We start from the raw sequence: 22,448 nt of genomic DNA, 5'->3' as shown, positions 1-22,448 counted from the left end.
ACACCAAAATATGTAAGCAGCCTACTGCTCTTTGAAAAATTGTTTCTCATAGGCGGCAGGGGAGAGATAACCAAGTCTCTTCTGCCGTCGCTGCCGATTGTAAAAGATTTCGATGTACGTCGTGATCTGCCGTATAGCTTCCTGCCGGGTTTCGTAACGGCAATGATGAACGAGTTCGTTTTTCAGCACACCCCAGAAACTCTCAATGGGCGCGTTGTCATAGCAGTTCCCACGGCGGCTCATCGATGCCCGCATTTTGAACTGGTCAAGGAGTTTTCGGTAGCCCGCGGCGCAGTACTGACTGCCACGGTCGGAATGATGAATCAAACCAGCCGCAGGCCTCTTGGCAGCGACAGCGCGAAACAGGGACTGGGTGACCAGATTCTTTGTCATGCGTTCTCCCATGGCGTAGCCCACAATCTCTCCGGTAAAAAGATCCTTGTGACCGGCAAGATATAACCAGCCCTCGGCTGTGGGGATGTAAGTGATATCCGTTACCCAGACTTGATTCGGGGCCTCCGTGACAAAGTTTTGTTCTAAAAGATTTGTGGCAACCGGCAGCTTGTGGTTTGCGTTTGTGGTTGCCTTGAACTTTTTGACCTGTTTGCAGCGAAGCCCCAGTTTCCTGCGAATCCGTTTGATCCGGTGAACTCCAATGTGAACGCCGTGGCAGGCAAGCTCTTTCTGCAGACGTTCCGGACCGTAGGTTTCTTCCGTTCTTTTATGAGCCGCTATGATTTCGAGTTCGAGCCGTTTTTCCTCTTGATTCCGGAGAGAATCCGGTCGTTTCAGCCAGGCGTAGTAGCCACTGGTTGAAACCTCCAGAACCCGACATAGCCGAGGAACCGGATACTTCGATCGAAACCGCCTGATTACCGCGTACCGGACAGCGACTCCCGGGCAAAGTACGCGGCGGCTTTTTTTAAGATATCGCGCTCCTGTTTTACTTGAGCAAGCTCTCGTTTGACGCGCTCAAGCTCCTCCTCAACCTGAGTGAGAGGCCGCCGCTCGCCGCCAATATCGGAAAGTTTTCCGGCCTTGTACGCTCTCACCCAGTTTTCCAGGGTCGACTTGGGCAGGGAGAGTTGACGCGATGCTTCATATGCTGTCAAGCCGCCTTCAATGATCATGTTGACGGCTTCATGCCGAAATTCTTTCGAATAGCGACCGTTCGTTGCGTTCTTTGCCATTCAGACACCTCCGTTTTGGTTGGATAGTAACTTTGGTGTCCGATATTTTCAACGTACCTCACACCCCCATCGAACTGACCGACAAAAACACCCGCGCGGTCTTCGGCAACTACGTCAGTATTTATGACATCGAGCGGGCAGTGAAGGACGGGGCGACCGTCCCGATTTACTACGAAAGTCGCCTGGCGAAGCTGGAATTGAATGAAACCGCTTGGCCCTTGCTGGACGAGGAGTTCGAGGAGGCCACCGAGGGCGAAGAGGTCGAGCACAAGGAGCGGTTGAAGACCAAGTGGGCACAACTTGAAGCCCTGGTCGGCACAGAGAAGCGGCTAAAACTGATCGCCGAGGATCTGGTGAAGCACTTCGAGCGACGACTAGAGGCAATGGATGGCAAGGCGATGATCGTCTGTATGAGTCGTCGCATCTGTGTCGAACTCTATAGGGCCATTACGGCGATCCGTCCGGACTGGCACAATGATGACGATAGCGCGGGAATCCTCAAGATCGTGATGACGGGTTCGGCATCGGACCCCGTCGATTGGCAGCCCCACATCCGCAACAAGCCTCGCCGTGAGGAACTGGCAAAGCGCTTCAAGGACCCGAAAGAACCGTTCAAAGTGGTGATCGTTCGCGACATGTGGCTGACAGGCTTCGATGCGCCATGTCTCCACACGATGTATGTGGACAAGCCAATGCGCGGCCACGGGCTGATGCAGGCAATCGCGCGGGTGAACCGCGTCTTCAAGGACAAGCCTGGCGGTCTTGTGGTGGATTACCTTGGCCTCGCTGACCAGCTCAAATACGCTCTGGCCAACTACACCGAGAGCGGCGGCAAGGGCCAAACAGCCATCGACCAGGAAGAGGCTGTGGCTATCATGCTGGAACGGTACGAGGTCTGCTGCGACATCTTCCACGGCTTCGACTGGTTGACTTGGAAGACCGGTGGGCCTCCGGAACGGCTGTCGGTGCTTCCGGCGGCGCAGGAGCACGTGCTGGCCCAGGATGACGGCAAGAACCGGCTGGTAAAGGCGGTTGGCGAATTGTCGAAGGCGTTTGCGCTGGCCGTTCCACATGAGAAGGCGCTGGAGATTCGGGACGACGTGGCCTTCTTCCAGGCGGTGAGGACCGTGCTGACGAAGAGCACGGGCGACGGCCGCCGCAGCCCTGAAGAGATAGAACTCGCCATCCGGCAGATCGTCTCGAAGGCGGTGTCTTCGGATGAGGTCATCGACATCTTCGCGGCCGCTGGATTAAAGAAGCCGGACATCTCGATCCTGTCCGATGAATTCCTGGCGGAAGTGGGGTCGGTCGTCAATAGCGGACACCAAAATATGTAAGCAGCCTACTGCTCTTTGAAAAATTGTTTCTCATAGGCGGCAGGGGAGAGATAACCAAGTCTCTTCTGCCGTCGCTGCCGATTGTAAAAGATTTCGATGTACGTCGTGATCTGCCGTATAGCTTCCTGCCGGGTTTCGTAACGGCAATGATGAACGAGTTCGTTTTTCAGCACACCCCAGAAACTCTCAATGGGCGCGTTGTCATAGCAGTTCCCACGGCGGCTCATCGATGCCCGCATTTTGAACTGGTCAAGGAGTTTTCGGTAGCCCGCGGCGCAGTACTGACTGCCACGGTCGGAATGATGAATCAAACCAGCCGCAGGCCTCTTGGCAGCGACAGCGCGAAACAGGGACTGGGTGACCAGATTCTTTGTCATGCGTTCTCCCATGGCGTAGCCCACAATCTCTCCGGTAAAAAGATCCTTGTGACCGGCAAGATATAACCAGCCCTCGGCTGTGGGGATGTAAGTGATATCCGTTACCCAGACTTGATTCGGGGCCTCCGTGACAAAGTTTTGTTCTAAAAGATTTGTGGCAACCGGCAGCTTGTGGTTTGCGTTTGTGGTTGCCTTGAACTTTTTGACCTGTTTGCAGCGAAGCCCCAGTTTCCTGCGAATCCGTTTGATCCGGTGAACTCCAATGTGAACGCCGTGGCAGGCAAGCTCTTTCTGCAGACGTTCCGGACCGTAGGTTTCTTCCGTTCTTTTATGAGCCGCTATGATTTCGAGTTCGAGCCGTTTTTCCTCTTGATTCCGGAGAGAATCCGGTCGTTTCAGCCAGGCGTAGTAGCCACTGGTTGAAACCTCCAGAACCCGACATAGCCGAGGAACCGGATACTTCGATCGAAACCGCCTGATTACCGCGTACCGGACAGCGACTCCCGGGCAAAGTACGCGGCGGCTTTTTTTAAGATATCGCGCTCCTGTTTTACTTGAGCAAGCTCTCGTTTGACGCGCTCAAGCTCCTCCTCAACCTGAGTGAGAGGCCGCCGCTCGCCGCCAATATCGGAAAGTTTTCCGGCCTTGTACGCTCTCACCCAGTTTTCCAGGGTCGACTTGGGCAGGGAGAGTTGACGCGATGCTTCATATGCTGTCAAGCCGCCTTCAATGATCATGTTGACGGCTTCATGCCGAAATTCTTTCGAATAGCGACCGTTCGTTGCGTTCTTTGCCATTCAGACACCTCCGTTTTGGTTGGATAGTAACTTTGGTGTCCGATATTTTCAACGTACCTCAGAAGTGCGCGGCATGCCGCAAAGGAACTTGGCGGTCGAAATGCTGCGCAAGTTGCTGGAAGGCGAGATCAAGGCACGCGGGCGAAAGAACTTGGTGCAGGCCCGGTCGTTTGCAGAGCTTCTTGAGAATGCGATTAAGAAATACCAAAACCGGGCCATTGAAACGGCACAGGTGATCGAAGAATTGATCGCATTGGCGAAGGACCTGCGCGAGGCCAACCAGCGAGGCGAGAAGCTGGGGCTGACGGATGACGAGGTAGCTTTTTATGACGCACTGGAGGTCAATGATAGCGCAGTGGCCGTACTCGGCGATGAGACACTGCGGCTGATCGCCCAGGAATTGGTGAAGGCGGTGCGGAACAGCATCACCATAGACTGGACCGTCCGGGAAAACGTCCGCGCCCAGATGCGGGTGATCATCAAGCGCATTCTTCGAAAATATGGCTATCCGCCGGACAAGCAGGCTCACGCCACGGAGCTTGTTTTGGAACAAGCGGAAGTTCTTTGCAGGGACTGGACGGAAAAAGAATGACCAACGAGGAAATAGCCAGATTCTTCAACACAACGCGGCCCTTCATCCAGGGCAACCCCGACCTGCGTGATCCCCAGGTCGAGGGCTGGTTCCGCACGCGCCAACATTTCCGGAACAGTAGCGACCACGCCATCCTTCAGATTCCGGTGGGCTGCGGCAAGACAGGCCTCATGGCGCTGCTGCCTTTTGAGACCGCCCAGGGGCGGGTCCTGGTGATCGCCCCGAACCTTGAGATTCGCCGGGGCATTTCCACGGCCTTCGATGTCGCCGGTCGGGAATGTTTCTGGACCTCGACGCGCGTTCTGACCGACGTGAGTCATGGCCCCTTCACGGCCGTCCTGGACGGCCAGGACGCGAACATCCACGACTGCGAGAATTCGCATATCGTGGTTACAAACATCCAGCAACTGGCCAGCCTGGCCGACCGCTGGCTTCCCGCCTTCGCCGATGATTTCTTCGACCTGATCCTGGTGGACGAGGGGCATCACAACGTCGCCAGAAGTTGGGAACGGGTTTTCGAGCGGTTTCCCAACGCCAAGGTTGTAAGCCTGACCGCCACGCCCTTGAGAGGCGATGGACGCGAGATCTCTGGCGAGCGGGTTTATGCCTAAGGAATCTCTGAAAAACTCCGCGCGGATGTCGCCGTTTTTCCCTTGAGACCGTAAAATGAATCCCAAAGCCACCATGTTCCTCCGGTGCGACCCTCTTTCCAGGGGGCTGAGGTACGAGAAAGCGACAGAAAACTTTCGCGAGCGCCATTTCGTTCGAGAAAGACCGAAAACCCACAAAACGGGAACTCTTTCTCGCCGAAATGGAACAGAGAGTCCCTTGGAAAAAGCTTTGCGCTCTTCTCGAACCCTTCTATCCGAAAGAGGGAAAGGGACGTCCTCCCATAGGGCTGGAAATGCTTGCGGCTCCACGTTCTCCAGAACGAGGTCGGGCCTTGAGCGACAGGGGTGTGGAAGAAGCCCTCGTGTGACGTGGAGTCCATGCGGCGCTTCCGCCCGTATCGATCTTGCGCAACGAACCCGTTCCGGACGCACGATTTGCACGTTCCGCCATCTTCTGGAAACCCACAAGCTCGCAAGAGTCCCTTCGAGGCAGGAAATCTTTCTCTCGCCTCCAGGGGCTTAAAACTCTCCGAGGGAACCAACGCGCCCGCCACAATCATCCACGCTCCCTCGCAGGCGAAAACCCTGGAGAAGAAACGCGATCCGGAGATGCACTCCACGAAGAAGGGCAACCAGTACTACTTCGGCATGAAAGTCCATGTCGGGATGGACAAGGAAAGCAAACAGGTCCGCGAGCCTCGTCACCACTCCCGCAAACGTGCACGACTCCACCCGAATTGGTGAACTCCTGCACGGATCGGCCTACATGGGCAAAACCGAAGAGATCCGAAAGAAAGCCCCGCGGGCCGTGGATTATACCCAAAAAAGAGCCACGAAGCACAAAAAGCTCACCGAAGAAGAGAAAGAGCAAAACCGTCTTCTTTCAAAAGTCCGTTCGCGGGTTGAACAGGTCTGCTCCGTCGTCACAGGCGCCTTCGGATTTCCCAAAGTGCGCGTGTAGGGGCTTTGCCAAAAATACCGGTGTCGTGTACGTGCTCTTCGCTCTGTGCAATCTCACCATGGCGAGAGGTTTTCTCCTGTCCACAGGGGGGTAGTGTCTCTAAAAATCGCTACCGGGGTTAAAAAGGGCTGGAAGACGGAGATCATTCCTCACGTTCCGCTGCCAGAGGTGCGGGAAACGTGGTCTTTGCGGGGCATTTCCTCTTTTCCTCCCGCTGTGAACATTTTTCGAGAAGCTTGTTCAGGGTTTCCTTTTACAATCGGCAGCGACGGCAGAAGAGACTTGGTTCTCTCTCCCCTGCCACCTATGAGAAACAATTTTTCAAAGAGCAGTAGGCTGCTTACATGTTTTGGTGTCCGCTATTTGACGACCGACCCCAGCTCTTTTACCGTGATCTGGCGGATTGGTATCCGCTGTTGACGCCGGTGGGCGACTACGCGGAGGAAGCGGTGTTCTACCGGTGCCTGTTCCAAGCCCATTGTCGGCGGCCGCCCCGGACGTTGCTCGATCTCGGCAGCGGCGGGGGTGGGCGCGGCTTGCGCTACCTCGAATGGCGATGGGTTCCCGACTCACAAACCGACATAGACGTGACCGACATGGCGTGCCTCTTGAGAGACGAAAGCGGAGCCGTCGAAGTTGTCCACGACCGTCACGTGATGGGTCTGTTCCTGAGAGCCGTATGGTTGGAGCTGATTGCTGCCGCCGGCTTCGAACCCCTCGCGGTCCCCCTTGAGCACAGCTCGTACAGCGATACCGGACACGAGGTGTTCCTCGGGCTGCGGCCCGTCGCTGACGGAGAAGCCTGACATGAATGGTTTTCCGCCGCGCATCCTGCCCAGTCTTTTTCGGGAGGGACGCCTCTTTCGCGGAGAGAGCGAAAGATCCTCGTGGATTCCCGTGACGGTGTCCGATGTCAGAGGGGTGTGGTGTGGCGCTGCTTGTCCGCGTACATGGCCTGGTCCGCAGCCTGAAGCACCTGTGCGGTTTCCGTGCCGTCGTCGGGGAAGATGGCGATGCCCACTCCTGCCGAGAGCATGATGTCGTGGCCACCGATGGAAAACGGCTGTTTCATGGCGTGGCGGATTTTCGCGGCGACCTGCTCCGCGCTGGTGCGGTGGGGAATGTTGGGGAGGAGCAGGAGAAACTCGTCTCCGCCCATGCGGGCTACGGTGTCGATGCTTTGCACCGCGCCGACCAGGCGCAGTGAAAAGGCTTTCAAAAGCTGATCGCCCACTTCGTGTCCATAGGTGTCGTTCACCGGTTTGAACCGGTTCAGGTCGACGAAGAGCACGCCGAGTTTTTTCCCTTCCTTTCTGCTCCATTCCACTTCCTGTTCCAGGAGATCGAGGAAGAAAGAACGGTTCGCCAGTCCGGTCAGGGCATCGTGGGTGGCCTGGTGGCGGATGTGCTCTTCCTGGGCCTTCCGGTCGCTGATGTCCGTCACGAAATTGAGAGTGGCGGGGTGGCCGTTCCACTGGAGGAAAACGCCGCTCAGCTCGGCCCAGAATGCTGATCCGTCCTTGCGGACCAGGCGCAGAGGGTAGCGCTGTTCGGCTGTTTCTCCCTCCATGTGCTGGCGGTGTTTTTCCGTCGCGAGCGTCAGATCTTCGGGATGCACGAGTGGTGCAAAGGACGGTAACGCCAGCAGCTCTTCGGCGGTGTATCCGAAAAGACGAGGTAATGCACGGTTGAAGTAGACGATCCGTCCGCCCTGCATGACCGCGATTCCTTCATGGGCGGTTTCCAGAATGAGATGCATGCGGTATTCCCTGGCGCGGAGCAGCTCTTCGCTTTCTTTGCGTCGTTGCATTTCCTCGACCAGTTCGGTGTTGATCAGGGACAAGGCTTTTTTGTGACGTCGCTCCCGCCTGCCCCATATGCCGAAGAGGAGGAGCAGTGCAAGGAAGGTTCCTGCGATCTTGGTCACAAGACCGTAGTCAACCCGGTAGGCGACGTTGATGGCGATGTGGCGGTTGACTGCGGTCTCCACCTTATCGGGAGTGATCGCGCTTATTCCCGTGTCGAGAATATCGCGCACGTGGAGGAGTGGACGCCGGATGCCGATGCGCAACTGGTTGGCATAGGCGGGGACCTCTCCGGAGATTTTGAGGTTGAACCATCCCTCCTTGCGGATGATATAGGCTGCCATAGTCAAGGAACGCAGCGTCAGGTCGGCCTGACGCTCTTCAACGAGCCGAAATGCCTCGGCTTCGGAATCAACGGCTATCACGGTCAGATTGGGGTACTCCCGGCGCACGCGTTCCTCGATGCTCGTGCCTCGGGGGAGGGCGATGCGGGCATCTTTGAGACGCGCCAGGTCTGGAACGTACTCGTGCTCTCTTCGGGTGATGATCACGTTGGGATCGGTGAAATACGGTTTGGTGAAGGCCAGCCATTCGTCCCGGGCCGTGGTGCGATTGAGAAAAGAGAGCCCGTCGCATGTGCCCTGTCGGGCGTATTCCAGGCTTTGCTCCCAGTCTCGGGTGGGTACAATTTCAATCCTCACTCCGGCGGCTTGGGCGATGTGCTGCAGAAGATCCGCAGCAATGCCCACATGACGGCCGTCCGGGGTGAGCTTTTCATAGGGTTCCCAGTCCGGATCTACGCATAGGCGGACTACCGGTTGTGGTTGCTCGGCCCACGCGATTCCCGCGAGCAGAAGAAGTCCGAGAACGAATGTCCATCGATGCATGGCGCATCACACTCCGGGCAGGATGAGGAGTTTGTTTCCCGAAAGAAGAACGGGCTGTTTCGAACGAGCGAGCTTTTTCCCAGGACTCTTCGATGAGAGAGGGACGGTTGCCTGGGGAGTTCTCCCCTCCTGACGCGAGGAAGAACGGTCGTTCAAAGTGTTACTGAGAGAAACTATACCATGCCGTCCTCGCAGGAGAAAAATCTATTCTATTTGATATGCTTGCGTTCGATGCAGGACAGACGAGACCGCCATGCGGCGACCGCAAGTTTTTCACCCGGTTTTGCGCAAGTCGGGGTCTTTGTGGGGTTTGGATGGCCGGATTTCGGAGGAGGAAGAGCGATGAAAAAGGTTTTTCTGAACGAATTTTCCGCGTTTGAACTGAAGAATATGATCCAGGACGAAGAAATCGACAGCGCCATCACCGTTTTCGGCAGTTGCGAGAGCCACGGATGGCATCTGCCTCTGGGGCCTGATCTGTTCGTCCCCACGGAGATCGCCCGACAGGCGGCGCTCAGGCTGTCGAAGACCGTGGTAGTCCCCGGAGTTCCCTTCGGAACCTCTCTTCACTACAATCACTACCCCTTGTCCGTCACGTTGCGGTTCGAGACGACCATCGCCCTGGCGGAGGATATCTTCACCAGCCTGATCGAGCACGGTATTCGCCGTATCGTGATTCTGAACGGGCATGACGGCAACATTCCGGCTCTCGAGATCGCCGCGCGAAAGGTGAAGGACCGCTTCAAGGACGCTGTTCTGGTGTTTGTCCCCGCGTGGTGGAACATCACCGGTGCGCGGCTTGCCGACATGTTCGACGTGTGGAACGGCCTCGGCCATGGAGGCGAGGGGGAGACCTCGATCACCATGGCCGTTCGGCCGGAACTGGTCGATGTGTCCCTGGCGGAACGGCAGGTGCCCGAGGATGTGATGGCTCTGGGGAGTTCGCCACTGTCATCTGGGACATCGAGGAGATCACGAGGACGGGGGCGACGGGCGACCCGACGAAGGCGACGCTGGAGAAGGGGCAGCGGATGCTCCGGTGCGTCACCGATTTTGTCGTCGATCTGGTTCAGGATCTGGAGAGACGAAATTGGAACTATGACAACAGGCAAAGGTGAGAGAGATCTCTTTTGAACGTGAGAGCAAAAGGGAGAGGGCCGGAGAAGATGCATTCTTCTCCGTTAGAGTCGATGTGCGGCGTTTCGGGAGGTGGGTTGATGGCGATTCGGACGAAACGTGTGTACGATCCAAAGGAGGATGCGGACGGCGTTCGGGTTCTCGTGGACAGGCTGTGGCCTCGGGGTTTCACGAAAGAGCGGCTGCAGGCGGATCTGTGGCTGAGGGACGCGGCACCCAGCGACGCCCTCCGAAAATGGTTCCACCGGGATTTCTCCCAGTGGGAGGCATTCAGGGAGCGCTATGTTTCCGAACTCGACGGAAGGCCGCAGGTGGTGGACGAGCTTGTGGAGCTTTCGCGGAAGGGAACGCTCACGCTTCTTTTTGCCGCTCGAGATGCTCACGTGAACCATGCGGTCGTGCTGAAGGAATACCTCGACGGAAAATCTGAGGTACTCACGGAAAGGACTGATCATTCCTCAGACAATGTGGGTGCATTTCGGGATGCCTGATTTCTCGGGATGTTCGGCGATTTTCTTCAAAAAAATGCGGCGGGGATTCGTTCCCGGAAAGAGAGTGATGTCGATGTCTCTACCACCCGACGGTCTTCCCGTGTACCGGTTGTTGACGGGGCCGGATGACGCCTCGTTTTGTCATCGAGTGAGCGAGATGCTCGCTCTTGGATATGATCTTTACGGATCTCCGGCGGCTACGTTCGACGGCGAAAAGGTCGTTGTCGCCCAGGCGGTGCTCTGGCCGTCCGCAAGGAAGGCCTGAGGTGTCTGGAGCGTCGTTCATGGGAGATTGCTGGACATCGGCCTGAGAAATAACGATGGCTGGGAGGTACTCCTTGCGAAAAAAGGGATTTACGCAAGGATGTGGCGTGATCAGGATGCGAGCGAGGGGTGGACTTTGAGGCGCGGATCAATGCCGATTCTTCCGGAAAGAGCTTGACAGGGAACGTACGCGGCTCTAAGATTGCCCCTAATCAGCCACACTGCATACTACTTGTCAAAAGGGGTGATGTCTCGTGGGATATGGGTTTACCTTTTCGTTCCGCACCGTAGGGTATTCCTGTTTTATGTTCGCCTCCGGGACTCCTCCTGCAATGTCTGACGGCTGACGTGTCGTATGGCAGAACAGGCAGGGTCCCGCTGAACTTCGGCGGGACCTTTTTTTGTGAAAGGGGGAGTGAAAGAGCGCGCGACCGGGCGTGAACGAGACGAGACGAGACGAGCGGAAGAGGCGACGGTACGAAACGGTTCCGTTGCCGGGAGAGGCTCCATGGCGGAGTGAAGCCATATGTTGTGCAAGGAGGGGAAACGCCACATGGCGGAAGAAAAGAAGAAAAGCGCGCTGTCTTTTTTCATGGACTATTCCTGGTACAAAAAATACCTGCTCCCCGGTTTCATCGCGCAGTCCGTCCTCATCGCCGGCGGCTACGGAACAGGACGCGAGCTGGTGGAGTATTTCGTGCAGTACGGTCCCACGGGCGGGCTGATGGGCATGTGTCTCACCACGGTGCTCTGGGCTGCCTTGTTCGCGCTCAGCTTTGAGTTCGCCCGGGCTTTCAAGGCGTACGATTACCGCACCTTCTTCGAAAAACTGATCGGCAAGGGGTGGATTCTCTACGAGGTGTGCTTCATTGTTCTTCTCTTTCTCATCATGGGTGTGGTGGGCGCCGCGTCGGGAAGCATTCTGCGGGATACGCTGGGCATTCCGTCCCTGGTCGGCTCCGGTCTTTTCCTCGTGGCAGTGGCGTACCTGACCTACAGTGGCAGCCGGGCCATCGAGGTGGCTCTTTCCTGGTGGTCCTATCTTCTCTACGGCGTGTACGCATTCTTCCTTTTCGTGGGGGTCACAAGGTTCGGAGGAGCCATTTCGGCCAACTTCGCCGCCGACATTGTCAAGCCGGGTTGGGCCATGGGCGGATTTCAGTATGCCTTCTACAACATCGCCGTGACGTCCACGGTTCTCTTCTCCCTCAATTACCTGGAAACTCGGCGGGAAGCCATCATTTCGGGGATCGCGGCGGCGGTGATCTGCATTTTGCCCGGATTTTTCTTCTACTTCGTCACCATCGGGTTCTATCCCGACGTGCTGAGCATGGAGATCCCGATCAACGGGATCATCGACAAATTCGGCATTCCTTTTCTGCTTCCCGTGTGGCTGGTGGTTCTTTTCGGGACGATGATAGAGACCGGGGTCGGCTTTTTTCACTCCATCAACGAGCGCATCAATTCGTCCCTCATCGCCAAGAGGGGCCACGGCATGAGCAACACCGCCCGGGGACTTGTGGGAGCGGGACTTTCCCTTGCGGGGTTGGGCATTTCCAATTTCGGGCTTATCGGCCTTATCGCCCAGGGGTACGGCACCATCAGTTGGGCCTTCTTCATTCTCCAGGGTGTGGGGCTATTCACCATCGGTCTCTACAAGCTGAGCAAATTGAACAAGGCTTGAGCGGCGTTTAGCTCTTGCACTCCCGCTGAAAGTACGGGAGATTGACATGCCCTCCGGCGGATCCATCCCGGAGGGCATGTCCTGTTTTCTACGGCATGATGTGGCCGATTTCCGGGTTCTCCAGCCGGACACAAGGCCTTTCCATGCGCCTGCGGCCTTCTCCGGAAACCACGGCAACAACCGTCCGGGTGTGTCCGAGATTTCCCGGAAAGCGTCCTTTCTTCTTTAAAATAGATGCTATATGGTGCCTATACGTTCCAGGAAGAGTTCCAGCTTGTCCGGGGAGGGAACGCGAAGCCTCGCACGGCGGTTGTCCAGTCCCACGTAGCCGCTTCCGGCTTCGCAGAGAATGCCTCCTGCGGCAAGGCGCCGCACAAGGTCTCCCGATTCCTGGGACAGAAAGAAGATGGGCACGCGCAGGTCGGTTTCCGCCACGGTCCACTCCGCCTTTGTCCGGAGGGCTTCCAGGGTCCGCTCTTTGGCGTAGCGCACGTAGCGACGGGTTTCCTCCAGAAAGGAAGTGTCCTCCAGGGCAGCCAGTGCCAACGCCGCATCGAGGGTTCCCACGGCGAAGGGGGGCTGAATCCGGCGAAAGAGGGTGGCGAGCTCTTCGTTGCGCGTCACGGCATATCCAACCCGGAGTCCTGCGCCTCCCAACCCTTTCGAGAAAGAGCGACAGGTCACCAGGTTTGGATGGGGCAGACGACAGGCTGATTCCTCGGGGGGCAGAAAGTCCCCGTAGGCTTCGTCGGAGAGAATCCATACCCCTTTTTCCATGCCGCGGCGGGCAAGTCTGTCCACGTCCTCCAGGGGGAGCACCTGGCCGGTTGGGTTGTGGGGGCGGTCGAGGTAAAGCAGTGTCGGAGCCTTTTCGACGGCTTCGAGGAGGGGGGCTGCGGTCAGGCGGAAGACGGGAGGTGCAAGCGGAACCGGAGCATAGGAAGCCTCGTTGAAGAGCGCCTGGAGAATCGTATCCGTGAACTGGGGCGAAGGGCCTGCAAGGACGGAGCCGGGGCGGAGCAGCAGCCGCAGAAGCGTCACCAGGACGCCCATGGAGCCTGCCCCGGGGAGAATCTGCTCCGGCTTCACCTGCCAGCAGGGATAGGTTGCCGCAATGCCCTTTTTGAGATCCTCCGGTTCGGGAGCGGGGTAGTCGCAGAGAGCACATGTGCTCAATCGCTCCAGCCCTGCGCGGACTGCGGCGGGCATGCCTATCGGATTTGTGCCGAGGCCGCAGTCGATGCGCTCCAGGCCATCAGGGTAACGGATCGTTTCGGCTTCGGCGGAAACGTATCCCTGTTGGTCGATGTTGAAGAGATGTTGCGGAAGAGTCCCTTTCCAGTCGATGATGAACACCTCGATTTCCTGTCGTTCGTTCGAGCAGCCTTGAGGGAATGCCGACGGAATCATCCCGTGCGTTCCGTTTTCCCGCAACGCCCTCCAACATTAAGTATACTGCAGGAGGTACGTCGGGGCTACCCGCGGAGTGCGGGGCCGACGTGCGCGTGGTCGTTGACGCGAAGGGCACAGTCAGAGGAGGACATTCCCCGGGGTGTCGGCATGGCGCTCTCGGAAGGGTGGATCCTGCAGTATGAGGAGGCTTCCAATGGGTACGTTCCCGGAACTCGAAACGCCGCGTCTCCGCTTGAGGTATCTTGTAGCTGACGACGCGGAGGAATTGTTGTGTCGCTGGTCGGATCCTGAAGTTATGGAATATCTGACGCTCGATCCGACGCGGACTCTCGCCGAGGCTCGTGACATGGTCGATCTTCTGGGAGGGCTTTTCGACAGGGGAATGGGTATCCGCTGGGGAATCACCTGCAAGACACAAGGGGCCCTGCTGGGCACCTGCGGTTTCCACAATGTGCGGTGGGAAACATCGGCGGGGAGAGCTGGGATACGAACTCGGAAAGGCCTCTTGGTCCGCTCGTAGCGGCCGGAACGACTGTCGACACGTTCGGCACTGCAAATGCGGTCGGCCTCGGCCTCCAGGAGTCCGTTCAGCGTTTTCTTGAGCGGTGGAGCGAATGATCCCGCCGAGGTGGTACTCAAGTACGTTGCTGTCCAGAGAGATCGCACTTCTGCACAGGGTCTCCCGCTGTGCATTCGATGGCCGCTTTGTGGTGGGATTCTCCATGACGACAGTCCTCCTTGGGGTTTTCGCTGTGGTGGAGTACAGCAAGAATACCTCTTGATTCGGAGGTTATCGTCTTGTTTTGGAAAGACCTGCTCCTCTCAATTTTGAGAAAGATATTGTACGTTATCGAGATAAAAAATAATTGTCAGATTGACAATTTCATGGTCAAAGCGCTAGCATCCGTTATAAAGGAAGCTGTCATGCCCCCGCCGTTCCTTTTCGGGGACGATGACCGGCGGAGGAGGGGTCTGCGATGCTGTTGCTCGACAGGAAAGCCATACGCTCGGTGTTCACCATGCGCGATGCCATCGAGGCGGACAAGAAAGCCTTTGTTCTCCATTCGGAGCGGAGAACCCAGGTGCCGTTGCGGAGCGTTCTCGATGTGGGGAAGGGAAAGGGGCAGTGTCTTTTCATGCCCGCCTACGCAGAGGAAGTGGAACGGGCGGGGATCAAGATCGTCTCCGTGTTCCCCGGTAACGCACAGAAGGGAAAACCCGTGGTTCCGGCGACGATGATTCTGCTGGACGGAGAGACGGGTGAAGTGGACGCGATCCTGGACGGAACGGTTCTCACTCAGATGCGCACCGCCGCTATCTCCGGTGCTGCGACGGAACTGCTGGCCCGTCCCGACGCCTCCACGGCGGCGCTCTTCGGCACAGGGGGGCAGGCGGAGGCTCAGCTTGAGGCGCTGCTCACGGTGCGCGCCCTGAAAAACGTGTTCGTCTTCGACGTGGTCCGGGAGCGCACGGAAGCGTTCGTGGAGCGCATGGCACCCCTGGCGGCGCGTTTCGGCGCGACGCTTTGCGCCGCAGCCTCTTCCGACGAGGCTGTCGAGGAGGCGCAGGTCATCACGGCGGTGACCACCTCGCTGACTCCCGTCTTTGACGGGAACCGCGTCGCGCCGGGAACCCACGTGAACGGTGTGGGCTCCTACCGTCCGGACATGCAGGAACTCGATGTCCGTTTGCTGGAGCGGGCTGACCGGATCTTCGTGGACAGCCTGGACGCGGTGCTTGCTGAGGCAGGGGATTTCCTGATTCCCCAGGCACAGGGGCGTTTCACGCCGGAGCGCATTGCGGGAGAACTGGGAGATCTCCTGCTGGGACGTGTTCCGGGACGAACGTCTCCCGAGGAGATCACGGTCATGAAGACCGTCGGCTTCGCCGCCCTGGATGTGGTGTCCGCCGCCGCCATCGTGAAGAAGGCCCGGGAGGCAAAGGTGGGGCACACGCTGGAACTGTGAGAAGTTGAGCGAGGTTTCTCATCGTCATTTTTTCGGACGATGTCTTTTTACTCACCAAGAACCGCTGTTCCTTCTTCTTCGTGAATGCGTTGTCCCTATGCGTTACGGATACATTTCCCATGTCTTGCTCAGGGATAGGGAGAGTGCAAGCTCTTAGAGGGGCGTCACATTGACGCTCTTGGAGAGGGTGGTAGGATAAAGCGGCGTTTCCGCTCGGAAAGAGGGGAGACGCCGCATCCTGTTTCGAGGAACGGAAGGCTTTGCATGAACCCACAAATGTGTCATCCCTTGTTGCTTCCCTTCATTCCTGTCGTGCGGGTCCTCGGAAAAACTCTGGGGCCGGACTGGGAGATCGTGCTCCACGATGTGTCCAACGGAGGGCACCGGGTGGTGGCCATGGAGAACGCGTCACTCACGGAGCGTTCTCCCGATTCTCCCCTCACGGAATTCGGCGCGTTTCTTCTCCGCTCGGAAGAGTGCGAGGATCTCGACTACATCGCCAACTACGCCTCCACCGGGCCGGACGGTCGGGCTCTGCGCTCCAGCGTTGTCCTCGTCCGGGACGGAGAGAGGCACCTCGTGGGCTTGCTCTGCCTCAATCAGGACATGACCAGGGCACAACTGCTCCGGGAGTGGGCGGAAACGCTCACGAAAGTGGATCCGCTTCCGTTTGCCGCGCCGCCGGAACGTTTTGTCTCGGGAAGCGACACGCATTTCGAGGAACTTCTTCGGGAGGTGCGTCCTCTCTTCGGGAAACCACTCCGCTTCCTCTCCAGAAAGGAGCGGGAGCTTCTTCTGGAGCGCCTTCGCGAGCGGGGGTTCTTCTCGTTCAAGGGGGCGATGGAGGTGCTCTGCCGCGAGACGGGGAAAAGCCGTTTCACTCTCTATGCCCATCTTCGGGAGGTGCGGCGCCGTGCCGACCGGCCCCTTTGAGGATTTGCTGCGTCTGATTCTGGGTGTCGCCGCCGGAGCGCTTTTCTCCGCCCGGACGGGTTTTGCAACGGGAGGCATCATCACGCCGGGTTTTTTAGCGGTGGTGGGGTTCCGTTCCTTCGTCGCTCCTCTCGTCTTCGGCCTCGGCATGCTGCTGGCCCTTGTTCTGGAGGCTGTAACGCGCTGCTTCGGTCTCTACGGAAGAAGGCGCATGACCGTGGCGATGCTCCTTTCTCTGAGTGTCTTTCTTTTCTGGAGCGCGTTCTTTCCTCTCTCGGTTCCCTGGAGCGGATGGCTGGTTCCCGGTCTTCTCGCGGGGGATGCGCAACGCCAGGGTGTGCTTCCAACCTATGCGGGGGCCCTGACGGCGGGAGCCGCGGCGATCCTGGTTCGGGAACTGCTTCCCTTTTAGGTGATTTTCATGGAAGAGTTCTTTCGAAAACTTCTCTTCGGCGATGGTGCATCGTCCTTTTCCATGCGCGGCGTGCTTGGGCTCGTTCTGCTCGCCGCACTTCTCGTGTTGTGCACCCTGGGGGACGGGACGGGAGGCGGGGTTCGTCTTTCTCGGGAAGAAGAGCGTTTGTGGGACAGGGTTCGTGCCGCGCAGGAGGTGCTCGTTACCGAGCGGGAGGCCCGAGGGATCGCTTCCCCGAAAGAGGTCGATCCCTGGGGAACGGGACTGATCGGTCTGGAGTGGAGTGTCGTCACGACCACCCTGGGGGACCTGGAGGCGAAACGGACATCCTGCGATCCGCGCTGGGCGGTTCGGGTGCTCCGGTGGTTCAAGGAGGCCGGACTTGCCCAGGGCGACCGAGTGGCGATTCTTTCCTCCGCCTCCTTTCCCGGATTTCTCCTCGCCGCACTCGCCGCAGCGGAGGAGATGGGCCTTTCCGTGCTGCTCGCACCTTCCCTGGCGGCCTCCACCTGGGGAGCGAATGTGCCGGAGCTGCTTCTGCCGGATCTGCTGACGCTTCTGCGGCGCCATGGTTTTCTGCGGACTGCTCCGGCGTTCTGTACGTTGGGAGGGGACGGAGAAACCGGAGGCGGCCTCGCTGCCGAGGGTGTTGCCCTGCTCCGCGAGGCCGCCCGGAGAAACGGCGTTCCGCTGCTTGCGGAGGAGTGCCTGGAGATGATGGTGGCGGAAAAGACACGCCGGGTGCTTGCCTTCGATCCGAAACTCGTGGTGCAGATCGGCGGGAGCCACGCCAATCTGGGGACCGATCCCGATGTGACACTTCTTCCCGGGGGGCTCCATTTTCCGGAGGCTTCTTCCCGTCGGATGCCTGTTTCCTTCTATGGTAACGGTGTTCTCGGGAAATTGGCCGGGACTGGGCTTCCCGTGATCCATTTCCTGAACGTGCGCGATCTCGCCCGGAGAAGCGGCATCCCCTTCGACAAAGCGCCGGAACGAAAAGGACCGGCGACTCGGGGGCGACTCGGAGCCGCCGTGGGGCTCGTCGCTTTTGCGTTGGGGTTGACGCTCTTCTCTCGGTGGGAGCTGGAATGAGCGGATTTCCGTTCTGTCGGAGTGGTCCTTTTTTGAAAGAGCACGTGCAGGGGCTTCCGGCGGTGCGGATTCTCGTCACGGGAACGCGGGGGAAAAGTGGCGCCGTACGCCTTCTTGCCGCCGCGCTTGCGGCGCAGGGGTATTTTGTGTGGGCACGCATCACCGGAGTAATTCCTCTTTCTCTGGAGCCGGGAGGAACAAGGGTCATTCGCCGCGCCGCGGGGGCTCACGTGGAGGAAATGCGCTGGTGGTTGGGTCATGTGGCCCGGGAGGTGCCCAGCTATCGGGGAAAAGAGTCCCCTGCCGGCAAGGAAGCGGTGATCCTCGAAAACAGTGCCGTCGCCCCGGAACTGCAAGCTCTCGCGGGACGCTGGATGAATCCGACTCTTGTGGTGTGGACCAACGCCAGAGCGGATCATGAGGAGGTCTGGGGGCCGGGGATCGAGCGTGCCTTTCGCGTTCTCCTCGGAGGAGTTCCGCCGCATGTGCCCGTGGCATGTGGCGAAGAACTTGCCACAAATGCTGCCCGGATCGAGGCGATGAAAGCCCGGGGATGTCTTCCCTTCGGCCTTTCCGATGCCGACGGAGCACCTCTTTTCTGGGAAATACGCTCCGGAGGACACGCCTGGCCCGATTCCACTGCGGTGCTTGCCGCCTGTATCCGTCTCGGGCTGGATCTGGAACTCTCTCGTCGCGCCTGGGAAGCACTGCCTCCGAGTCTAGGGGAATTCCGGGTGTTTTCCCTGCCGGGGTGTTCCGGAGGAGGTGTTTCTCTTGCTTCGGCATTCGCGGCGAACGATCCGGAGAGCACGCGGGTTTTGTGGGAGACACTGAGGTGGCTCCCGGAGGAGACCACCCTGTGGTATCACCACCGAATGGACCGTCCCGCCCGATACAGGGCGTTTCTTCCCTGGATGCGTTCTCTTCCCTGGAAGGCCCGCTGGATCACCGGCCCCGCGCCGTTTCGCAGCTCCCGTGAATTCCTCCGGCTCGGAACTCCCTCGCCGGAAGAGATGCTCGGTCGTCTTTCGGGACGGGTGTTCGGCTGCGGCAACGTGGCGGGACTTCCGCTGGAACTGCTCCAGCGGATTGGTTGACGTTTCGCCCGATCCGCGGGAGGCTGCTTTCGGCGATGTTGCGGTGGAGCGCCCGGAAGGCGAGCTTGTTGTGGTGACGGCTCGTTTTCTTGGGATATAATACAAATGCGGTGTTTGTGCCGTCGGAGAAAAGAATTGTTCTTACGTGCAGAGGAGGGGTGCGAACATGTCGGTGATCTATCTCAATGGGCAGTACGTCCCCGCAGAGGAAGCGAAGGTCTCGGTCTTCGATCATTGTTTTCTCTACGGCGATGGCGTGTTCGAGGGTATTCGTGCCTACAACGGTCGAGTTTTCCGACTGGAGGAGCACATCGATCGTCTTTATGATTCCGCGAAGGCCATCTGGCTTCCCATTTCGCTCTCGAAGGAAGAAATGATGGAGATCGTGGCGGAAACCTGTCGGAGGAACAACCTGCGTGATGCCTACATCCGGCTTGTGGTGGGCCGGGGCGTGGGCGATCTCGGGCTGGATCCCAGAAAGTGTCACGGCAATACCTCGGTGGTCTGCATCGCCGCCTCCATCTCCCTCTATCCGGAGGAGTTCTACGAGAAGGGGCTCAAGGTCATCACCGCCGCCACGCGGCGCAATTACGGGGAGGTTCTCGCACCCCAGGTGAAAAGCTGCAACTACCTGCCGAACATCATGGCCAAGATCGAGGCGGTCAATGCGGGTGTCCTCGAGGCCATCTGCATGAGCCGCGAAGGGTACGTCGCGGAGTGCACGGGGGACAACATCTTTCTCGTCAAGAACGGCGTGGTGAAGACTCCCCATTCCGCAGTGGGCATTCTGCTCGGGGTCACCCGGAACGCCGTGATTGACGTGGCCCGGAACGCGGGGTATGTTGTGGAGGAGACGTTCCTGAACCGTTGGGACATCTACACGGCGGACGAAATTTTCCTCACGGGAACCGCAGCGGAGGTCATCCCCGTGGTGGAGGTGGACCTGCGGAGTGTCGGGGACGGAAAACCAGGACCTGTGACGAAAAGGATCCGGGATGTTTTCTCCAAGCTCGTCCGGAGCGAGGGATACGAGATCTACCGGGATGCGCGCCCTCACGAAAAACGAGGGCCCGTCAAGGATTTCGTGGGGTGCCACGAGGAGAACGAGGCGTAAAATGGAGGGGGACGGGAGAGCTTCCCGTCCTTTTTTCCGTCAAGACATGTCGTTGCGAGAGCACCAGCGGAGGAGGGAATCCTGTGGAAGTGCAGGTACTTGCCATCAATCCGGGATCGACAAGCACCAAGATCGCCTGGTATCGGGGCGATGAAGAGGCGTGGAGAGTGACCCTGTCCCACTGCGTGGAAGAGATCGCTGCCTTTCCGTGTGTTGTTGAACAGTTTCCCTTCCGTCTCCGAGTGATCGAGCAGGCGGTGGTAGAGGAGGGGGGGGATTTGGATGCGCTTCAGGCCGTGGTGGGACGGGGAGGCATCGTGGACCCCATCCCGGGGGGAACCTATGCGGTGGACGAACTGCTTCTGAGCCATCTGCGCCGGGGAAAGCCCTGGGAGCACGCTTCGAACCTGGGGGGAATCCTCGCGGCGGCCATCGCCTTTCCGCGCAAGATCCCCGCCTACATTGTCGATCCGGTCGCCGTGGACGAGCTTGATGCCGTGGCACGGATCACGGGACTGCCGGAGCTGCCGAAGCACTCGCTGGGACACGCGTTGAACATCAAGGCCACGGTACGCCGCGCCGCGAAAGATCTCGGTCGGGACTGGCGGAAAATGAACGTCGTCGTGGCCCATCTCGGCGGGGGCATCTCCATCTGCACCCACAAGGCGGGACGGATGGTGGACCTCAACAATGCCAACGAATTCGGCCCTTTTTCGCCGGAGCGCTCCGGAGGCGTTCCGGCGGGGGATCTCGTCCGCCTTTGTTTCAGCGGTAACCATACCATGCAGGATCTTCGCAAGAAGATCGCCGGAGCGGGCGGTGTGGTGGGATATCTGGGAACGAGCGATCTCAGAGAAGTGAGGCGCCGGATCGCCGAGGGAGACGGGAAGGCCCGTCTCGTCTACGAAACCATGGCCTACCAAGTGGCGAAGGATATCGGCGCCTATGCGGTCCCCCTGGAGGGCGAAGTCGAGGCGATTCTGCTCACGGGAGGTGTGGCCCACGACGGCGAGTTCGTCCGTCTCGTCACGGAACAGGTGCAGTGGATTGCTCCCGTCCTCGTCTACCCCGGCGAGGACGAGATGCGTGCCCTTGTGGAGGGGGCATTGCGCGTTCTGCGCGGCGAGGAGCCGTGTCTGCGTTACGGCGAAATGGTCGCCGCTTCCTGACGGAGGGGCTCTCGGAGAGATCCGCATACCCTGACGCACCGTGGTGTGTGGGAACGTGCGGAAAACAGACATGTGTTGCGGGAGGCGGAAGAAGCATGACGCATGATGGAGAGTTCTCTTCTTGTCGGAATCTTGATTTCCTGCTCGACCGTTGTCGCGATGGCAAACGTATGCGCATCGCCGCCGTCTGCGCCCAGGATGAGGATGTGCTCGTCGCACTGAATGAGGCACGGCGACAGGGTATTGTCGAGGGCGTTCTCGTGGGTGACCGGGCGAAGATCGAGAGAGTCGCGGAAACAGTGGGCGTCGATGCCGGAGCGTTCGAAATCGTGCACGAGCCCGGTGAAGCCGATGCGGCGGAGCGGGCGGTTCGGATGGTTGCCGAAGGACGGGCGGACACTCTCATGAAGGGCATGGTCAAGACGGCGACGCTTCTCAAAGCGGTGCTCAACAAGGAGTGGGGGTTACGCTCCGGAGCGCTGCTGAGTCATCTGTTCCTCTTCTACATTCCGAAGATGGGGCGTTTCTACGGACTGACCGACGGAGGGATCAACACCTATCCGGATCTCCAGGCCAAGGTTGGAATTCTTGAAAATGCGGTGAACTGTTACCACGCGCTCGGATGTGTCTGTCCTCGGGTGGCGGCGCTCTCCGCCGTGGAAGTGGTGAATCCGGACATGCCCTGCACGCTCGATGCGGCGGCGCTCACCCAGATGCAACGGCGAGGACAGATCAAGGGGTGTCTGGTTGACGGCCCCCTGGCGCTGGACAACGCGGTGAGCGAGGAAGCCGCTCGACACAAGGGCATCGATTCGGACGTCGCCGGAAAGGCGGACATCCTTCTCGTTCCCGACATCGAGGCGGGGAATCTCTTGGGAAAGACCATGCTCTACCTCACCGGAGGCGAGGGAGCGGGTGTGATTCTCGGGGCGAAAGTTCCGGTGGTGCTCACCAGCCGAATCGATTCGGCCCGGACGAAGCTCCTTTCCATCGCTCTCGGTGCCGTTCTTTCCAGAAAATAACCCTCTCCGGAAGATGAACCGGAGAGGGGAGATCGTCTTGGCGTATGTTCGAGAGAGCGGTATAGTGTATCCAAGAGATGGAAACGCTCATCC

General features: G+C 58.8%; 24 protein-coding genes. 19 read left to right on the top strand and 5 right to left on the bottom strand.

Going from position 1 to position 22,448, the window contains the following annotated elements; translation table 11 throughout:
* Positions 1-21: 21 nt before the first annotated feature.
* A protein-coding gene (locus K349_RS18755) for an IS3 family transposase (protein ID WP_476726740.1) occupies positions 22-1,190 on the bottom strand; the annotation gives its coding sequence in 2 pieces (ribosomal slippage) (positions 22-917 and positions 917-1,190; 1,170 coding nt in all).
* A 35-nt stretch (positions 1,191-1,225) separates the two neighbouring features.
* On the opposite strand from K349_RS18755, the gene K349_RS16910 reads away from it, so the two are divergent.
* Positions 1,226-2,527 carry a type I restriction endonuclease subunit R gene (locus tag K349_RS16910; protein ID WP_245588025.1) on the top strand — a complete coding sequence of 434 codons (1,302 nt, stop codon included), beginning with the start codon at positions 1,226-1,228 and terminating at the stop codon, positions 2,525-2,527.
* Positions 2,528-2,532: 5 nt separating this feature from the next.
* Here K349_RS16910 and K349_RS18750 read toward each other — a convergent pair.
* Positions 2,533-3,701 (bottom strand): IS3 family transposase gene (locus K349_RS18750; protein ID WP_476726740.1). Its coding sequence is split into 2 segments (ribosomal slippage): positions 2,533-3,428 and positions 3,428-3,701, totalling 1,170 coding nucleotides; the frame shifts between segments, so codons are not numbered across the junction.
* 64 nt (positions 3,702-3,765) lie between these two features.
* Here K349_RS18750 and K349_RS0109085 point away from each other — a divergent pair.
* The 5 genes from K349_RS0109085 (at position 3,766) to K349_RS20095 (ending at position 5,865) form a co-directional block, all read left to right on the top strand.
* Positions 3,766-4,293, top strand: a complete 528-nt coding sequence (locus tag K349_RS0109085; RefSeq protein ID WP_274703386.1) for a DUF3387 domain-containing protein — start codon at positions 3,766-3,768, stop codon at positions 4,291-4,293.
* Positions 4,290-4,904, top strand: a complete 615-nt coding sequence (locus tag K349_RS0109080; RefSeq protein WP_029165528.1) for a DEAD/DEAH box helicase family protein — start codon at positions 4,290-4,292, stop codon at positions 4,902-4,904. Before K349_RS0109085 ends, K349_RS0109080 begins: the two co-directional genes overlap by 4 nt.
* A 146-nt stretch (positions 4,905-5,050) precedes the next feature.
* Positions 5,051-5,272, top strand: coding sequence for a transposase (locus K349_RS20100; RefSeq protein WP_476726748.1), 222 nt, complete (start codon positions 5,051-5,053; stop codon positions 5,270-5,272).
* 67 nt (positions 5,273-5,339) lie between these two features.
* Entirely contained in the window at positions 5,340-5,648 is a 309-nt protein-coding gene (locus K349_RS19380) for a hypothetical protein (RefSeq protein ID WP_169731319.1), read from the top strand.
* The gene (locus K349_RS20095; protein ID WP_029165526.1) at positions 5,563-5,865 is read left to right on the top strand and encodes a transposase; all 303 of its coding nucleotides are present in this window, start codon (positions 5,563-5,565) and stop codon (positions 5,863-5,865) included. Before K349_RS19380 ends, K349_RS20095 begins: the two co-directional genes overlap by 86 nt.
* A 569-nt stretch (positions 5,866-6,434) precedes the next feature.
* Here K349_RS20095 and K349_RS19150 read toward each other — a convergent pair.
* Together K349_RS19150 and K349_RS18050 are read right to left on the bottom strand one after the other, a co-directional pair.
* Positions 6,435-6,674, bottom strand: a complete 240-nt coding sequence (locus K349_RS19150) for a hypothetical protein (RefSeq protein WP_157367347.1) — start codon at positions 6,672-6,674, stop codon at positions 6,435-6,437.
* A 104-nt stretch (positions 6,675-6,778) separates the two neighbouring features.
* Complete coding sequence (locus K349_RS18050) at positions 6,779-8,557, bottom strand: diguanylate cyclase domain-containing protein (protein ID WP_029165524.1); 1,779 nt, start codon at positions 8,555-8,557, stop codon at positions 6,779-6,781.
* 342 nt (positions 8,558-8,899) lie between these two features.
* Between K349_RS18050 and K349_RS16885 the strand changes: the two genes are divergently transcribed.
* The 4 genes from K349_RS16885 (at position 8,900) to K349_RS0109035 (ending at position 12,133) form a co-directional block, all read left to right on the top strand.
* A complete protein-coding gene (locus K349_RS16885; protein WP_211240349.1) occupies positions 8,900-9,691 on the top strand; it encodes a creatininase family protein in 792 nt (263 codons plus the stop codon).
* An 83-nt stretch (positions 9,692-9,774) separates the two neighbouring features.
* Positions 9,775-10,185 (top strand): DUF488 domain-containing protein, encoded by a 411-nt coding sequence (locus K349_RS0109045; protein ID WP_029165523.1) that lies wholly within the window; start codon positions 9,775-9,777, stop codon positions 10,183-10,185.
* A gap of 67 nt (positions 10,186-10,252) precedes the next feature.
* Positions 10,253-10,450 (top strand): DUF1737 domain-containing protein, encoded by a 198-nt coding sequence (locus K349_RS0109040; RefSeq protein WP_034265497.1) that lies wholly within the window; start codon positions 10,253-10,255, stop codon positions 10,448-10,450.
* Positions 10,451-11,002: 552 nt separating this feature from the next.
* Positions 11,003-12,133 (top strand): YkvI family membrane protein, encoded by a 1,131-nt coding sequence (locus K349_RS0109035; RefSeq protein ID WP_029165521.1) that lies wholly within the window; start codon positions 11,003-11,005, stop codon positions 12,131-12,133.
* Between the two features lie 237 nt (positions 12,134-12,370).
* On the opposite strand, the gene K349_RS0109025 is transcribed toward K349_RS0109035, so the two are convergent.
* Positions 12,371-13,489 (bottom strand): aminotransferase class I/II-fold pyridoxal phosphate-dependent enzyme, encoded by a 1,119-nt coding sequence (locus K349_RS0109025; protein WP_169731330.1) that lies wholly within the window; start codon positions 13,487-13,489, stop codon positions 12,371-12,373.
* 250 nt (positions 13,490-13,739) lie between these two features.
* On the opposite strand from K349_RS0109025, the gene K349_RS16880 reads away from it, so the two are divergent.
* The 9 genes from K349_RS16880 (at position 13,740) to K349_RS0108980 (ending at position 22,355) form a co-directional block, all read left to right on the top strand.
* Positions 13,740-14,066 (top strand): GNAT family N-acetyltransferase, encoded by a 327-nt coding sequence (locus K349_RS16880; RefSeq protein ID WP_051464306.1) that lies wholly within the window; start codon positions 13,740-13,742, stop codon positions 14,064-14,066.
* A gap of 457 nt (positions 14,067-14,523) precedes the next feature.
* Complete coding sequence (locus K349_RS0109015) at positions 14,524-15,513, top strand: ornithine cyclodeaminase (protein WP_029165518.1); 990 nt, start codon at positions 14,524-14,526, stop codon at positions 15,511-15,513.
* Between the two features lie 264 nt (positions 15,514-15,777).
* On the top strand, positions 15,778-16,446 hold the full coding sequence (locus K349_RS0109010; protein WP_029165517.1) for a helix-turn-helix transcriptional regulator: 669 nt from the start codon (positions 15,778-15,780) through the stop codon (positions 16,444-16,446).
* Positions 16,427-16,858 (top strand): poly-gamma-glutamate biosynthesis protein PgsC/CapC, encoded by a 432-nt coding sequence (locus K349_RS0109005; protein WP_029165516.1) that lies wholly within the window; start codon positions 16,427-16,429, stop codon positions 16,856-16,858. Before K349_RS0109010 ends, K349_RS0109005 begins: the two co-directional genes overlap by 20 nt.
* Before the next feature lie 9 nt (positions 16,859-16,867).
* The gene (gene pgsW, locus K349_RS0109000) at positions 16,868-17,953 is read left to right on the top strand and encodes a poly-gamma-glutamate system protein (protein WP_034265489.1); all 1,086 of its coding nucleotides are present in this window, start codon (positions 16,868-16,870) and stop codon (positions 17,951-17,953) included.
* A 32-nt stretch (positions 17,954-17,985) separates the two neighbouring features.
* Positions 17,986-19,050: a hypothetical protein gene (locus tag K349_RS0108995; RefSeq protein WP_034265284.1), complete on the top strand. Its 1,065-nt coding sequence runs from the start codon at positions 17,986-17,988 to the stop codon at positions 19,048-19,050.
* Between the two features lie 166 nt (positions 19,051-19,216).
* The gene (gene ilvE / locus K349_RS0108990; RefSeq protein WP_029165513.1) at positions 19,217-20,164 is read left to right on the top strand and encodes a branched-chain-amino-acid transaminase; all 948 of its coding nucleotides are present in this window, start codon (positions 19,217-19,219) and stop codon (positions 20,162-20,164) included.
* An 83-nt stretch (positions 20,165-20,247) separates the two neighbouring features.
* Positions 20,248-21,333, top strand: coding sequence for a butyrate kinase (gene buk / locus K349_RS0108985; protein WP_029165512.1), 1,086 nt, complete (start codon positions 20,248-20,250; stop codon positions 21,331-21,333).
* Between the two features lie 95 nt (positions 21,334-21,428).
* Positions 21,429-22,355 (top strand): bifunctional enoyl-CoA hydratase/phosphate acetyltransferase, encoded by a 927-nt coding sequence (locus K349_RS0108980; RefSeq protein WP_029165511.1) that lies wholly within the window; start codon positions 21,429-21,431, stop codon positions 22,353-22,355.
* Positions 22,356-22,448 lie beyond the last annotated feature (93 nt).

Origin of the sequence: Aminiphilus circumscriptus DSM 16581, from assembly GCF_000526375.1 — a bacterium.
Lineage (GTDB): Bacteria > Synergistota > Synergistia > Synergistales > Aminiphilaceae > Aminiphilus > Aminiphilus circumscriptus.
Note: the sequence above shows the minus strand (reverse complement) of the source record. Positions and strands in the feature narration are given on the sequence as shown.

What these genes read in the sequence shown, in the direction of transcription:
- K349_RS0109080 (WP_029165528.1), top strand. Translation starts at nt 4,290, where the DNA reads ATGACCAACGAGGAAATAGCCAGATTCTTCAACACAACGCGGCCCTTC.
- K349_RS20095 (WP_029165526.1), top strand. Translation starts at nt 5,563, where the DNA reads ATGTCGGGATGGACAAGGAAAGCAAACAGGTCCGCGAGCCTCGTCACC.
- K349_RS19150 (WP_157367347.1), bottom strand. Translation starts at nt 6,674, where the DNA reads ATGTCAGGCTTCTCCGTCAGCGACGGGCCGCAGCCCGAGGAACACCTC.
- K349_RS18050 (WP_029165524.1), bottom strand. Translation starts at nt 8,557, where the DNA reads ATGCATCGATGGACATTCGTTCTCGGACTTCTTCTGCTCGCGGGAATC.
- K349_RS16885 (WP_211240349.1), top strand. Translation starts at nt 8,900, where the DNA reads ATGAAAAAGGTTTTTCTGAACGAATTTTCCGCGTTTGAACTGAAGAAT.
- K349_RS0109045 (WP_029165523.1), top strand. Translation starts at nt 9,775, where the DNA reads ATGGCGATTCGGACGAAACGTGTGTACGATCCAAAGGAGGATGCGGAC.
- K349_RS0109040 (WP_034265497.1), top strand. Translation starts at nt 10,253, where the DNA reads ATGTCGATGTCTCTACCACCCGACGGTCTTCCCGTGTACCGGTTGTTG.
- K349_RS0109035 (WP_029165521.1), top strand. Translation starts at nt 11,003, where the DNA reads ATGGCGGAAGAAAAGAAGAAAAGCGCGCTGTCTTTTTTCATGGACTAT.
- K349_RS16880 (WP_051464306.1), top strand. Translation starts at nt 13,740, where the DNA reads ATGGGTACGTTCCCGGAACTCGAAACGCCGCGTCTCCGCTTGAGGTAT.
- K349_RS0109015 (WP_029165518.1), top strand. Translation starts at nt 14,524, where the DNA reads ATGCTGTTGCTCGACAGGAAAGCCATACGCTCGGTGTTCACCATGCGC.
- K349_RS0109010 (WP_029165517.1), top strand. Translation starts at nt 15,778, where the DNA reads ATGAACCCACAAATGTGTCATCCCTTGTTGCTTCCCTTCATTCCTGTC.
- pgsW (WP_034265489.1), top strand. Translation starts at nt 16,868, where the DNA reads ATGGAAGAGTTCTTTCGAAAACTTCTCTTCGGCGATGGTGCATCGTCC.
- ilvE (WP_029165513.1), top strand. Translation starts at nt 19,217, where the DNA reads ATGTCGGTGATCTATCTCAATGGGCAGTACGTCCCCGCAGAGGAAGCG.
- K349_RS0108980 (WP_029165511.1), top strand. Translation starts at nt 21,429, where the DNA reads ATGACGCATGATGGAGAGTTCTCTTCTTGTCGGAATCTTGATTTCCTG.